This window comes from Pseudomonas sp. BN417, from assembly GCF_029871205.1.
Classification (GTDB): Bacteria; Pseudomonadota; Gammaproteobacteria; order Pseudomonadales; family Pseudomonadaceae; genus Metapseudomonas.
The window spans coordinates 1-12,950 of record NZ_SSOJ01000161.1 but is presented as its reverse complement, the minus strand read 5'-3'; the positions used below and the strand labels follow the sequence as shown (position 1 = coordinate 12,950).

At 68.7% G+C, this 12,950-nt stretch carries 10 protein-coding genes and 2 riboswitches; of the genes, 3 read left to right on the top strand and 7 right to left on the bottom strand.

The window, feature by feature from the left end; translation table 11 throughout:
* Positions 1–383: 383 nt before the first annotated feature.
* From E8F11_RS26595 to E8F11_RS26570, 6 genes are all read right to left on the bottom strand, one after another.
* Positions 384–1,313 carry an NAD-dependent epimerase/dehydratase family protein gene (locus tag E8F11_RS26595; protein WP_280291913.1) on the bottom strand — a complete coding sequence of 310 codons (930 nt, stop codon included), beginning with the start codon at positions 1,311–1,313 and terminating at the stop codon, positions 384–386.
* Positions 1,306–2,190 (bottom strand): sugar nucleotide-binding protein, encoded by an 885-nt coding sequence (locus E8F11_RS26590; protein WP_280291912.1) that lies wholly within the window; start codon positions 2,188–2,190, stop codon positions 1,306–1,308. Before E8F11_RS26590 ends, E8F11_RS26595 begins: the two co-directional genes overlap by 8 nt.
* Before the next feature lie 97 nt (positions 2,191–2,287).
* Positions 2,288–3,058 carry a precorrin-4 C(11)-methyltransferase gene (cobM, locus tag E8F11_RS26585; RefSeq protein WP_280291911.1) on the bottom strand — a complete coding sequence of 257 codons (771 nt, stop codon included), beginning with the start codon at positions 3,056–3,058 and terminating at the stop codon, positions 2,288–2,290.
* Positions 3,055–3,465 (bottom strand): cobalamin biosynthesis protein, encoded by a 411-nt coding sequence (locus E8F11_RS26580; RefSeq protein WP_280291962.1) that lies wholly within the window; start codon positions 3,463–3,465, stop codon positions 3,055–3,057. The genes cobM and E8F11_RS26580 overlap by 4 nt, the downstream gene beginning before the upstream one ends.
* A 21-nt stretch (positions 3,466–3,486) precedes the next feature.
* Positions 3,487–4,197: a CbtA family protein gene (locus tag E8F11_RS26575; RefSeq protein WP_280291910.1), complete on the bottom strand. Its 711-nt coding sequence runs from the start codon at positions 4,195–4,197 to the stop codon at positions 3,487–3,489.
* Positions 4,198–4,208: 11 nt separating this feature from the next.
* Positions 4,209–4,394, bottom strand: coding sequence for a CbtB-domain containing protein (locus E8F11_RS26570; RefSeq protein ID WP_280291909.1), 186 nt, complete (start codon positions 4,392–4,394; stop codon positions 4,209–4,211).
* A gap of 102 nt (positions 4,395–4,496) precedes the next feature.
* Positions 4,497–4,712, bottom strand: a riboswitch (cobalamin riboswitch).
* A gap of 58 nt (positions 4,713–4,770) precedes the next feature.
* A riboswitch (cobalamin riboswitch) is annotated at positions 4,771–4,963 on the top strand.
* 103 nt (positions 4,964–5,066) lie between these two features.
* Here E8F11_RS26570 and cobW point away from each other — a divergent pair.
* Together cobW and cobN are read left to right on the top strand one after the other, a co-directional pair.
* The gene (gene cobW / locus E8F11_RS26565; RefSeq protein ID WP_280291908.1) at positions 5,067–6,119 is read left to right on the top strand and encodes a cobalamin biosynthesis protein CobW; all 1,053 of its coding nucleotides are present in this window, start codon (positions 5,067–5,069) and stop codon (positions 6,117–6,119) included.
* Between the two features lie 99 nt (positions 6,120–6,218).
* Positions 6,219–9,953: a cobaltochelatase subunit CobN gene (gene cobN / locus E8F11_RS26560; protein WP_280291907.1), complete on the top strand. Its 3,735-nt coding sequence runs from the start codon at positions 6,219–6,221 to the stop codon at positions 9,951–9,953.
* 192 nt (positions 9,954–10,145) lie between these two features.
* On the opposite strand, the gene E8F11_RS26555 is transcribed toward cobN, so the two are convergent.
* Positions 10,146–11,237: a 3-deoxy-7-phosphoheptulonate synthase gene (locus E8F11_RS26555; RefSeq protein ID WP_280291906.1), complete on the bottom strand. Its 1,092-nt coding sequence runs from the start codon at positions 11,235–11,237 to the stop codon at positions 10,146–10,148.
* Between the two features lie 663 nt (positions 11,238–11,900).
* Between E8F11_RS26555 and E8F11_RS26550 the strand changes: the two genes are divergently transcribed.
* On the top strand, positions 11,901–12,899 hold the full coding sequence (locus E8F11_RS26550) for an AAA family ATPase (protein ID WP_280291905.1): 999 nt from the start codon (positions 11,901–11,903) through the stop codon (positions 12,897–12,899).
* Positions 12,900–12,950 lie beyond the last annotated feature (51 nt).

Genomic DNA, 12,950 nt, shown 5'->3' with positions numbered 1-12,950 from the left:
CGGGGCAGAGTCGCCGCCCCACCTCTTCTGCACAGGTTCAGGCACTGACCAGGCGTCAGGATTGCCGCGCCCTGTCAGGAGCGAGTCACCCCTCGCCCTCCGGGGCGAAGAGGCACGCTGTCGGAAGCACCGCTTCCGGTGCCGATGAGCGCCTGAGCGCGAAGCGATCAGGCTGGGGCGCAGGGCGGGGGGAGAGGGATGTGCCAGGCAGGCGTGGAGGTCTGAAAGAACCGTACTAGACGCGTCTATTCGGTGCTGCAACAGCTAACGCAGACATAGCCAATTCATTTGCCAAGCAGACCGCAGGTCTGCCCTTCGGCTCTGCAGGGGGCTGCTGCGCCGCCCTTAGCGAATGAATTCGCCCCCACAAGGCTGCCCCTGGTTCAACGCCCCAACAGACGCGCAATACCCTCGCGCAGCGGCGTCGCCGGCGGGAAGTCGTAGCGTAGCAACAGGCGCGCGTTGCTCGCCCGGGAATGGCGGATGTCGCCGGCGCGCGGCGCGGCATGGGTCACCGGCGGCAGGTCGCCGAGCACCTCACCGATGGCCGCCAACAGCTGTTTGAGGCTGGTGGCCTGGTTCAGGCCGACGTTCACCGGGCCGGCTTCCAGCCACTCCATCTCCAGGGCCTGCACCAGCACCTGCTCCAGATCACCGACATAGACGAAGTCGCGAGTCTGCTCGCCGTCGCCGAAAACGGTGATCGGCAGGCCGGCCAGGGCGCGCTCGGTGAAGATGCTGATCACCCCGGAATAGGGCGAGGACGGATCCTGGCGCGGCCCGAAGATATTGAAGAAGCGGAATACCGCGGGCTCCAGTCCATGCTGGCGGCGGTAGAAATCCAGATACTGCTCGCTGGCCAGCTTGTCCACCGCGTAGGGCGTCAGCGGCGCCTTGGGGGTGTCTTCGTCGATCGCCCGGCCTTCGCCGTTCTGCCCATAGACCGCCGCGCTGGACGCGAAGATCACCCGCTTCACCCCATGCTCGCGCATGGCCTCGCAGACGTTCAGGGTGCCGATGAAATTGCTCTGGTGGGTCGCCACCGGGTCGTCCACCGATGCCTGTACCGAAGCCACTGCAGCCAGATGCGCGACGGCCTTGCAGCCGGCCATGGCCCGCGCCACCAACGCAGCATCGGCCACGTCGCCCTCGATCAGCTCGAGGCGCGGGTTATCCAGCGCCAGGTTGGCGCGCTTTCCGGTGGAAAGGTCGTCCAGCACGCGCACGGCATGGCCCCTGGCGAGCAGTGCGTCGGCCAGGTGCGAGCCGATGAAGCCGGCGCCGCCGGTGATGAGGATGGGAGAGTCAGCCATGGCGGTAGTAACGGTCCAGCAGCGTCGGCAGCGCGGCGCGCCAGGCACGCGGCTTGATGCCGAAGGTATGGAGGATCTTCTTGCAGGCCAGCACCGCGTTCTGCGGTTCGTCCTGCGCGTCGGGGCGCGCGGCGTGGGCCTGGGGCGTGATGTCCTGCACCTTCAGCGGGTGCAGGCTGCGGGCCTCGCTGAGCAGCGCCTGGCCCAGGGCCAGGGAGGTGGTCGCCTCGTGGCCGCCGTAGTGGTAGGTGCCCCAGAGCGGCGCCTGGCAGTCCAGTTGCTTGATCACCGCCAGCAGCACCCGTGCGGCGTCGTCCACCGGCGTCGGGTTGCCGCGGCGGTCATCCGCCAGGCAAATCTCTTCGTCGCGCTCGGCGCGGGTGAGGAAGCGTCCCAGCAGGCCTTCACGGCTATCGTCGAGCAACCAGCCGAAGCGCAGCAGCACATGCTTGGGGCAGGCCGCGCGAACACTCTGCTCCATGCGCCAGATGGCCTGGCCGCGCAGGCTCAAGGGAACCATTTCGTCCTTCTCGCTGTAGGCGGTGGCCCGAGAGCCGTCGAAGACCCGGTAGCTGGAGGGTTGCAGCAGGATTATGCCGTGGTGCTGGCAGAGTTCGGCGAGGCGCTCCACGCCGCGCTCCTGGGCCGTCAGGCGGACGTCGCTGACTTCGTCGGCCTGGAACCAGTCGAAGTAGTAGGCGAGGTTGACCACGGCGTCGGGCCGGGTGTCATCGAGCAGCTGGGTCAGGCTGGCGGCGTCCCAGCCCTGTTCGGGCGGACGCGGAGCGAGAAAACCTATGTCTTCCTCGGCACCCAGGCGAATCAGCGCCTGTCCGAGTGAATTGCCGCCACCCAACAGCATCAAGCGCATTCGCATAGAGAAAAAGGTCGCTTAAAGCCGGTTAGAAGGAGTGCGTGGGCCACTCGCCCGCCGCATAAGAGCCGCATTCTGCGGGTTTCACCGCCGTACGTCACTAGCCACGTGGCGGTTGCGCCCCTGCCGGGCGGTAGAGATGCCCATGGTCGGCGCGATAAAGGGAAGAATCGGCGAAGCCTTCAGCGGCCAGCACCGCTCCCACCAGGATCAGCGCCGTGCGGCGGAATTCCCGTGCCGCCACCTTGGGCAGGATATCACCGAGGGTGCCGGTGACCTGTTCCTGGTCGGGCCAGCTGGCACGGTGGATCACGGCGATGGGGCAGTCGGCGCCGTAGTGCGGCAGCAGTTCGTCGACTATCTTCGCCAACTGGCTCACGCCCAGGTGGATCGCCATGGTCGCGCGGTGCCGGGCCAGGTCACCCAGGGCCTCGCCTTCGGGCATCCGCGTCTTGCTCGCGTATCGGGTGAGGATCAGGGTCTGCGACACGTCCGGCAGGGTCAGCTCGCAGCCCAGCAGCGCGGCGCAGGCGGACGTGGCGGTCACACCGGGCACCACCTCATAGGGGATGCCCAGCTCGCGCAGGTGACGGATCTGCTCGCCGATGGCGCCGTAGAGCGACGGGTCGCCGGAATGCACCCGCGCCACGTCCTGCCCCTTGGCATGGGCTTCGGCGAGCAGGGCGACTATCTCGTCGAGGTGCAACTCGGCGGTGTTCACCACCTTTTCCGCGCCGTGCCCTGCCAGCACCGCCTCCGGCACCAGCGAGCCGGCATAGAGGATCACCGGGCAGCTACGGATCAGCCGCTGGCCCTTCACCGTGATGAGCTCCGGATCGCCGGGGCCGGCGCCGATGAAATAGATCGTCATGGCCGTTCAGCCTCGTGTCGGATGCAGGCCAGCGCGCAGGTGGCGCTGGCGCTGCGGCGTTTGTCGATGAGCAGGACGGCGCGAGCGCCGAACAGGGCTTCGGCCTGGGCCAGGGCGGCGGCTTCGGCCACCCCCGGACTGCCCGTGGCGTCCCGAACCCGCTCGGAAGGCTGGTTCAGGCGTCCTTCATGGGCTGCAAGGATATCCACGGGCAGCAAGTGCAGCGGCAGTGCCAGTCGCCCGGCCAGGGCCACCAGCCCAGGTTCCGCGGCCTTGGCTTCGGAACTGGCCAGGGCGACCAGCGAGCCGAGGGTCTGCCCGGATTCAGCCAGGCATTGCACCAGCAAGCCATGCAATTCGTCGACCGAACATCCGCGTCGGCAACCCAGGCCCGCCACCAGCTTCATGGGATGCATCATCCCAGGTCATCACGCGGCGGAGTGACGCTGGTAGAGCCAGGCGGCGGCCCAGCCCAGAACAGCCCAGAACGCCGCATTGGTGATCAGGGACGCAGCGATGAACTCACGGGCCAGGGCTTCAGGGGCCAGGCTGGAATGCACGTCCGGCTGCGGCGCACCCACCACATGGGGGATGACCAGCAGCGCCAGGCCGACGACGCGCAGCGCCCAGTGGCGGCCGAATGCGATCAGCGCCAGGCCCACGGCGGTGGCGGCAGCGGTGCCGATCCACCAGGCCTGGCGCTGGGCCAGGTCGGCGGCGGCGGTGCCCGGCAGCTCCGGCGGCAGGCCAAGGGACGGCGCCAGGGCGAAGGTGGCGAAGCCGCCCAGTCCCCAGAGCAGTCCCTGCCAGGCGCGGGTCGGGCCGCGCAGGCTGAACAGCCCGGCGAGGATCAAGGCGAAGCCCACGGCCACCACCAGGTTACTGCCGCCGGTGGACAGGGTGCGCTGCCAGCCGTCCTCCGGCGCCCAGGCCTCGTCGCTGTGTTCATGGGTGTGGGCCACGGCCGCACCACCGTGCTCATGATCCTGTTCGTGCGCCACCGACACAGCCGGCTCGGCGTTCTCATAGGTTTCCGCCTGCAGGATCAGCGGGGTGACCCACAGGCTCTGCAGCAGGGTCAGCACCAGGGCGGCGATCAGACCTGCGAAACCTGCGGTCTGGACGATACGCTTGATCATCGGGGCATCACTCAGTGGCAGGGGAAAGCGGCGCTGTGACGGGTGTCGTGGGCGGCGTTGTGCACCGCCTCGATAGGGGAGAAGCCGGCGAAGTACACCAGAGACAGGCCGATCAGGCCGGCGCCAATGGCCAGCACCAGGCGCTGGGCCAGGGTCGAGGAGGAAGCGGCGGAATGGGACAGGGTGCGGCTGGACATGGAGGTTCCCTCTGCGTTGCAAGTGATACCAGCAGGGGAACGCGCATGAGGGAAGCGGGCGCACAGGCACCCCGATTTCCGGCTTGCGCCCGCCCACCGCGGGTTGCCAAATCGTGATCAGGCCGGTCTCCGGGCTTGCGACGCCTGCCGATGGCAGGATGGGCTTGCCTTCCCATGCCCGAAAGCACAGTGGCCTACTAATCCCTACATTCGCTTACCGTTGCGGGGGCAGCGTCGGACTAATCCCTGGGGGATGCACCGACTTCCCGTTTCACCCCGCGCACGACGACGCGGGGCACCTGAAAAAACCGTGCTAGGACATCACGAGTCCGACCAAGCGTCAACTGCCGCGATTGACCGTCGTTGGCGCCCTGCGTAGCCTTCGCCCCTTCGAGGTTCTCCGGGCGCGTCCCGGAGCTAAGAGGGAACGTGGTCAAGGCCACGGCTGCCCCCGCAACTGTGAACGCCCCCGGGCCCTTCATACGCCACTGCGCAAGCGGGAAGGCGAAGGTGCCGCGCCAAGCGCAGGGTCGTGAGCCAGGAGACCTGCCTCGACGAGCTTTCAGACAACCGGGCGGGGTGATCCGGTGGCGAAACCAGGCACGGGCTTCTCCGCGCCTTCGTCCTGCACGCCCGCCGATCCGACCGATCCCCAGCAAAGGGCCGCCGTGCATGAAAACCCTGGCAAAACTCCCCGTCACCATAGTCACCGGCTTCCTCGGTGCCGGTAAGACCACCCTGCTCCGCCACATGCTGGACTCGGCCTCCGGCCGCCGCATCGCGGTGATCGTCAACGAGTTCGGCGAGCTGGGCATCGACGGCGAGATCCTCAAGCAATGCTCCATCGGCTGCAGCGAGGAAGAGGCCGTGGGCCGCGTCTTCGAGCTGGCCAATGGCTGCCTCTGCTGCACGGTGCAGGAGGAGTTCTTCCCGGTAATGCGCGAGCTGGTGGCGCGCCGCGACGACCTCGACCAGATCCTCATCGAAACCTCCGGACTGGCCCTGCCCAAGCCCCTGGTGCAGGCCTTCCAGTGGCCGGAAATCCGCAACGCCTGCACGGTGGACGCGGTGATCACCGTGGTCGACAGCCCGGCCGTGGCCGCCGGCACCTTCGCCGCCCACCCCGAGCAGGTGGACGAGCAGCGCAAGCAGGACCCGAACCTCGACCACGAATCGCCGCTGCACGAGCTATTCGAGGACCAGTTGGCCAGCGCCGACCTGGTGATCCTCAACAAGGCCGACCTGCTCGACGCCGATGCCCTGGCTGCGGTGCGCGCCGAAGTCGCCGAGGAGCTGCCGCCGGCAGTGAAGATAGTCGAAGCCAGCGCCGGCAAGCTGCCGATCGAAGTGCTGCTGGGCCTGAACGCCGAGGCCGAGCTGCACATCGACAGCCGCCCCACCCACCACGACCACGAAGGCCATGAGGACCACGACCACGACGAGTTCGACTCCTTCCATGTCGACCTGCCGGAAGTGGAAGAACGCGCCCTTCTTGAAGCCTTGGCGCACCTGGTGGAGCGCCACGCCATCCTGCGCATCAAGGGCTTTGCCGCCATCCCCGGCAAGCCCATGCGCCTGCTGATCCAGGGCGTCGGCAAGCGCTTCGACAAGCACTTCGACCGCAAGTGGCTGAGCTTTGAGACCCGCAGCACCCGCCTGGTGGTGATCGGCCAGGAGCTGGACCAGGCGGCCATCGCCAATGAGCTGCGTACAGCACTGAGCTGACCCTGGCCGTAGGGTGGGTGGAGCGAAGCGATACCCACCACGCGATGCCGATGGGTATCGCAAGCTCCACCCATCCTACAAAGCGTCCGAGTAATAGCCATGCACCTGTTGCGCACCCAACCCGGCGGTTTCGTCCCCGACGACGGCATCGCCCACCTCGCCCAGACGCCCGCCGAGCTGGTGCTCCTGTGCAGCGGCGACTCCCACCTGGCGCTGCTGGCCGAGGCCGCCCGCGAGCTGCCGGCGGACTACCCGAGCCTGCGCCTGGCCAACCCCATGCAGCTGCAGAATCACGCTTCGGTGGACCTCTACGTCGACGAGGTGCTGCAGCACGCCAAGGTCATCCTCATCTCGGTACACGGTGGCGTCGGCTACTGGCGCTACGGCATCGAGCAGTTGGTGGCCCTGGCCGAGCGCGGGGCCAGGCTGATCCTGGTGCCCGGCGACGATCGCCCCGACCCCGAGCTGGCCAGCCTGTGCAACGTGCCGGCCGCGGATGCCGACCGCCTCTGGCAGTACCTGCGCCAGGGCGGCCTGGACAATGCCCGGCAACTGTTCAATTGCCTGGCCAGTCTGTGGCTTGCGCGCGACTATCCCTGGAGCGAGCCGCAGGCCCTGCCCCGCGTCGCCCTCTACCACCCAAGCCTGCGCCAGGCACGGCTGGAAGACTGGCAAGCGGACTGGCAAGCGGGACGGCCGGTGGCCGCCCTGCTCTTCTACCGCACCCACCTGCAGGCGGCGAACACCGCCTTCATCGACGCCTTCTGCGAACGCCTGGCCGGCCAGGGCCTGAATCCCCTGCCCATCGCCGTCGCCAGCCTCAAGGAAAGCGAGTGCCTGGCGGCTGTGGAAAACTGGCTGGACCAGGCCGGCGCCGGACTGATCATCAACACCACGGGTTTCGCCCAGTCCAATCCGGACGCCCCCAGCCTGCGCCCCTTCCGCCGCGATATCCCGGTGCTGCAGGCGATCTGCTCGCTGGACAACCAGCCGCTCTGGGAGCAGAACCCACAAGGCCTGGGCCCGCGCGACCTGGCCATGCACATCGCCCTGCCGGAGCTGGACGGGCGCATCATCAGCCGTGCCATCAGCTTCAAGGGCATGGCCTGGCGCAGCGAGCGCAGCCAGAGCGACGTGGTCTGCTACCTGCCGCATATCGAGCGCATGGACTTCGTCGCCGCGCTGGCGCGGCGCTGGTGCGAGCTCGCGCGCAAGGCCAACGCCGACAAGCGCGTCGCCCTGGTGCTGGCCAACTACCCCACTCGCGACGGCCGCATCGGCAACGGCGTGGGCCTGGACACCCCGGCCGCCGCGCTGAACATCCTCCGCGCCCTGGAAGCCGAGGGCTACCCGGTGGCCGGTCTGCCGGACAGCGGTACGGCACTTGTCCACAGCCTGCTGGGCGGCGTCAGCAACGACCTCGACAGCCTGGACCTGCGCCCCTGCGCCCAGAGCCTGGCGCTCTCCGACTACCTGGCCTGCTTCGCCCGCCTGCCCGAGGCCAACCAGCAGGCGGTACGCGAACGCTGGGGCGAGCCGCAGCAGGACCCGATGTTCCGCGCCGGCCGCATGATGGTCGCTGGCCTGCGCTTGGGCCTCGCCTTCGTCGGCATCCAGCCGGCGCGCGGCTACCAGCTGGACCCGGCGGCCATCTACCACGACGCCGCGCTGGTGCCGCCCCATGGCTACCTCGCCTTCTACTTCTGGCTGCGCGAGGTATTCGCCGCCGATGCGCTGATCCATGTGGGCAAGCACGGCAACCTGGAGTGGCTGCCGGGCAAGGGGGTCGGCCTGTCCGCCGAGTGCTGGCCGGACGCCGTGCTCGGCCCGCTGCCGAACATCTACCCCTTCATCGTCAACGACCCCGGCGAAGGCGCCCAGGCCAAGCGCCGCGCCCAGGCGGTGATCATCGACCACCTGATGCCGCCGCTGACCCGCGCCGAGAACTACGGCCCGCTGCGCGACCTCGAACGCCTGGCCGACGAGTACTACGACGCCTCCCTGCTGGACCCGCGCCGCGCCGTGCAGCTGCGCGGGGAGATCCTCGAGTTGGTGAAGGCCACGGCCCTGGACCGCGAGCTGAACCTCAGCCTCAGCGACGACCCGGAAAGCTGGCTGCCGCAGCTGGACGCCTACCTCTGCGACCTCAAGGAATCGCAGATCCGCGACGGCCTCCATGTGTTCGGCGAGTCCCCCACGGGACGCCTGCGCCATGACACCCTCCTGTCCCTGGTGCGCATCCCGCGCGGCGACGGCAAGGGCGCCAATGCCAGCCTGCTGCGTGCCCTGGCGTCGGATCTCGCCCTCGGCCGCGACCCGCTGGACTGCAACTGGGCCGAGGACTGGCAAGGTCCGCGCCCGGCGGTGCTGGCGGCCGTCAGCCTTGATCCCTGGCGCAGCAATGGCGATACACGCGAGCGCCTGGAACTGTTGGCCCAGGGCCTGATCGAGACCACCGACTTCGGCTCAATCGGGCCGGCCAGCGGTGCGGTTATCCACAACCTGCGCGCAGTGATCGCGCCGACTCTGGACGCCTGTGGCGCGGCCGAGATCGGCGGCGTGCTGGCTGCCCTGGAAGGGCGCTTCGTTCCCCCCGGTCCCAGCGGCGCGCCCAGCCGCGGACGCCTCGACGTGCTGCCTACCGGGCGCAACTTCTTCACCGTCGACGTGCGCAACCTGCCCACGCCCACGGCCTGGCGCCTGGGCTTCCAGTCCGCCAGCCTGCTGCTGGAGCGCCACCTGCAGGACCACGGCGACCACCTGCGCCAGCTCGGCCTCTCGGTCTGGGGCACCGCCACCATGCGCACCGGCGGCGACGATATCGCCCAGGCACTGGCGCTGATGGGCGTGCGCCCGGTCTGGCAGGCCGGCAGCCAGCGGGTGGAAGACTTCGAGATCCTGCCGCTGTCCCTGCTCGACCGCCCACGGGTGGACGTCACCCTGCGGGTCTCCGGCTTCTTCCGCGACGCCTTCGCCAACCTCATCCGCCTGTTCGACGCCGCCGTGCAGGCCGTGGCCGAACTGGACGAGCCCGAAGACATGAACCCCCTGGCCGCGCGGGTGAAACTTGAAAGCGTGCGTCTCGCCGCCGAGGGCCTGGCCGCCGAGGACGCCCGCCTGCAAGCCGGCTGGCGCGTGTTCGGCGCGCAGCCCGGCGCCTATGGAGCAGGTGTGCAGGGCGCAATCGAGGAACGCCAATGGCAGGGCCGCGCCGAACTGGCCGACGTCTACCTCAACTGGGGGGGCTACGCCTACGGCGCCGAGGATGCCGGCACCCCGGCGCGTGAGCGCTTCGCCCAGCGCCTGGAGCGCCTGCAGGCGGTGCTGCAGAACCAGGACAACCGCGAGCACGACATCCTCGACTCCAACGACTACTACCAGTTCCAGGGCGGCATGCTCGCCGCCGCCGAGACCCTGCGCGGGGCAAAGGTCGCCAGCTACCACGGCGACCACAGCCAGCCGGACCTGCCGCGCATCCGCAGCCTAAAGGAAGAACTGGGCCGGGTGGTGCGCGCCCGCGCCGCCAATCCCAAGTGGATCGCCGGCATGAAGCGCCACGGCTACAAGGGCGCCTTCGAACTGGCGGCGACGGTGGACTACCTGTTCGCCTTCGACGCCACCAGCGAACTGGTGGACGACCACCAGTACCAGCTGCTGGCGGACGCCTACCTGCTGGACGAAGACACCCGTGAATTCATCCAGCAGCACAATCCCGAAGCCCTGCGCGACATCGCCGAGCGGCTGGTGGAAGCGCAGCAGCGCGGGCTGTGGGAAAACCCCGGCGACTATCGCGAGGCCATCGAGAACCTGTTGCTGGATATCGAGGAGCAGTGAGGGTAATGGGACATCCCTGGTAGGCCGAGCTGCCTGGTATCGCCCTCACCCCAACCCTCTCCCAGAGGGAGAGGGGGCAGATCGAGCGGGTGGTTCAACCGTGGCACTCCACCTCCAGCGCGAGTCACCCCTCTCCCTCCGGGAGAGGGGCCGGGGGTGAGGGAAGCCAGGCTCCGCTAGCAGCCCGCCCACTCATCCGCGAAACCGCGCGGCCGCCTCCCGCAGAATCCGCTCGGTCCCTTCCCACCCCAGGCAACCATCGGTGATGGACACGCCATAGCGCAGGTCGCAGGACAGCGACTGGGCGCCGTCGAACAGGTGGCTCTCGATCATCACGCCGCGCAGGGCGTCCTGGCCGGCCAGGCGCTGGGCGATCACGTCTTCCAGCACGGCCGGCTGGCGCAGCGGGTCCTTGCCGCTGTTGGCATGGCTGCAATCGACCAGGATGCGCGGCGCGATACCAAGCTTCTCCAGGCCTGCCCGGGCCGCCTGTACGCTGGCCGCGTCATGGTTCGGGCCCTGGTGGCCGCCACGCAGCACCAGGTGGGTGTCCGCGTTGCCCGCGGTCTGCACCAGCGCCGGACGGCCCTGGGCGTCGATGCCGAAATGCTGGTGCCCATGGGCCGCCGAGCGCATGGCATCGGTGGCGATGCCGAGGCTGCCGTCGGTTCCGTTCTTGAAGCCCACCGGCAGGTCCAGGCCGCTGACCAGTTCGCGGTGGATCTGCGATTCGCTGGTGCGCGCGCCGATGGCGGCCCAGCTCAGCAGGTCGTCCAGGTAGCCGGCCACCAGCGGCTGCAGCAGCTCGGTGGCGACTGGCAGGCCGAGCTCGGCGATCTCCAGCATCAGCCGGCGGCTCAGCGCCAGCCCTGCGGCCATATCGCCGCTGCCATCCAGGTGCGGATCGTAGACCAGGCCTTTCCAGCCCACCGTGGTGCGCGGCTTCTCGACGTAGGCGCGCATCACCAGCAGCAGCTGGTCGCTAACCTGTGGCGCCAGGGCGGCCAGGCGGCGGGCGTAGTCGAGGGCGGAGTCGGGGTCGTGGATGGAACAGGGGCCGACCACCACCAGCAGGCGCGGATCCTCGCCGTCCAGCACCGCGCGCACGGCCTCGCGCTGGGCGCGGATCTGGCGGGCGAGCTCATGGGACAGCGGCAGGCGCTGGCGCAGTTCGGCGGGGCTGGGCAACGGCTGGGTGGTGCGGGAAGACGGGATGGCCGCGTCCAGGGCAACGGGGTGCAGGGACTGGGCAGCGGTAGGCAGAACGGAAATGGAAGAATTCATGACTGGCGTCCTCGGCCGGCGCGGCTCGATCCGCGCGCGGCGCTCTATCTGGGTGTTCGTTGCAAGGGAATCAGGGCGGTGGCAAAGCGGCTAAATCGCCAGTCGGAGTTGCGGTAATAGGTCTGGTAGGTGCGGTAGCTGATCATGGTGCGATCCTGTATGTCGGTTGTTGGCCTTGTGGGCCGCATAGCCTTCTCACAGTCTGCTGCGCGTCGGCGATACAGCGTTAAAAGCAGCCTCAGAATGCTCATTTACAACGCGTAAACTGCGCTTCTTCGGCTGCTTTTGCCTTGTCTCGCTCTAGCTCGCGAGACCGTGAAAAAGGCTCTGAAAAAACAAAAACCCCCGGTCGGGTTGCCGACCGGGGGTTTCGTGGAGCTTTGGCGGCGACCCTGCTGGAGTGGGCCGCCTGATGGGGTATCAGGCCAGCCCGTGGCTAAACCAATACCCATAGAAATAGCTGGCCGCAGCAGCCACACGCGCACGCGCCGGGCTTTGAGCCTGGCAAGCGATGAGCGAAGTGGTAGCGAGGTGCGGCATGACGATCTCCAAAGCGAATGCTGGCTAACCTACTTCATCGCAGCCGGCCGTTCAATCACTGATTTCTATCGGCGCCTTCGGGCTTTCGCTACCATGCCCGCCATGCATTTGCAGGAACCCGACATGTCCGACCTACCCCACTTTCCCCTGGCCGCCGTAGTCGGCGCCGATGAGCTGAAGCTGGCGCTCTACCTCGCCGCCATCGATCCGGCCATTGGCGGTGTGCTGATCGAAGGCCCGCGTGGCATGGCCAAGTCGACCCTGGCGCGGGGCATCGCCGAGCTACTGCCGGATGGCATCTTCGTCACCCTGCCGCTCGGCGCCAGCGAGGAACGCATAGTCGGCACCCTGGACCTGGATGCCGCGCTGGGCGAAGGCCGCGCGCAGTTCTCCCCCGGCGTGCTGGCCAAGGCCCACGGCGGTGTGCTCTATGTGGATGAAGTGAACCTGCTCCCCGACCATCTGGTGGACCTGCTGCTGGACGTGGCCGCCAGCGGCGTCAACCTGGTGGAGCGCGACGGCATCTCCCACCGCCACCCGGCGCGCTTCGTGCTGATCGGCACGATGAACCCCGAGGAAGGCGAATTGCGTCCGCAGCTGCTGGACCGCTTCGGCCTCAAGGTGCTGCAGAACGGCCAGCCGCAGCCGGCCGAGCGTGCCGAGATCGTCCGCCGCCGCCTGGCCTTCGATGCCGATCCGCAGTGCTTCGTCGCGCAATGGAGCGGCGAGCAGCAGGCCCTGGCCGAGCGCTGCCAGGCCGCCCGCAATCGCCTCGCCGGCATCCCCCTGGACGACAGTGCGCTGGATGAAATCGCCCGCCGCTGCTTCGCCGCCGGCGTCGACGGCCTGCGTGCCGACCTGGTCTGGCTGCGCGCCGCCCGAGCCCATGCCGCCTGGCGTGGGGCCGGACGGATCGAGGCTGCGGACATCGATGCCGTCGAACACTTCGCCCTGGCCCATCGCCGCCTGCACGCACCGCCGCCCGCCGCGCAACCGCCGCAAACGCCGCCCGCCGACCAACCGCAAGCCTCCGGCGGCGAAGGCCAATGGGGCGAACTGCCCGCGCAAGCCATGCCCATGGGCGAACGGCGCGAGCTGCCGCGCTGGCCAAAAAAGCCCTGAGCATCCGCCCGCGCACGGTCACAGGGGCGGGTGCCCGGCCCAGACCAGGAG

Bases quoted from the DNA above. Each gene is read 5' to 3' on its own strand.
- cobN (WP_280291907.1), top strand. From the start codon at position 6,219: ATGCACCTGTTGCGCACCCAACCCGGCGGTTTCGTCCCCGACGACGGC.
- E8F11_RS26580 (WP_280291962.1), bottom strand. From the start codon at position 3,465: ATGAAGCTGGTGGCGGGCCTGGGTTGCCGACGCGGATGTTCGGTCGAC.
- E8F11_RS26575 (WP_280291910.1), bottom strand. From the start codon at position 4,197: ATGATCAAGCGTATCGTCCAGACCGCAGGTTTCGCAGGTCTGATCGCC.
- E8F11_RS26590 (WP_280291912.1), bottom strand. From the start codon at position 2,190: ATGCGAATGCGCTTGATGCTGTTGGGTGGCGGCAATTCACTCGGACAG.
- E8F11_RS26570 (WP_280291909.1), bottom strand. From the start codon at position 4,394: ATGTCCAGCCGCACCCTGTCCCATTCCGCCGCTTCCTCCTCGACCCTG.
- cobW (WP_280291908.1), top strand. From the start codon at position 5,067: ATGAAAACCCTGGCAAAACTCCCCGTCACCATAGTCACCGGCTTCCTC.
- E8F11_RS26550 (WP_280291905.1), top strand. From the start codon at position 11,901: ATGTCCGACCTACCCCACTTTCCCCTGGCCGCCGTAGTCGGCGCCGAT.
- E8F11_RS26555 (WP_280291906.1), bottom strand. From the start codon at position 11,237: ATGAATTCTTCCATTTCCGTTCTGCCTACCGCTGCCCAGTCCCTGCAC.
- cobM (WP_280291911.1), bottom strand. From the start codon at position 3,058: ATGACGATCTATTTCATCGGCGCCGGCCCCGGCGATCCGGAGCTCATC.
- E8F11_RS26595 (WP_280291913.1), bottom strand. From the start codon at position 1,313: ATGGCTGACTCTCCCATCCTCATCACCGGCGGCGCCGGCTTCATCGGC.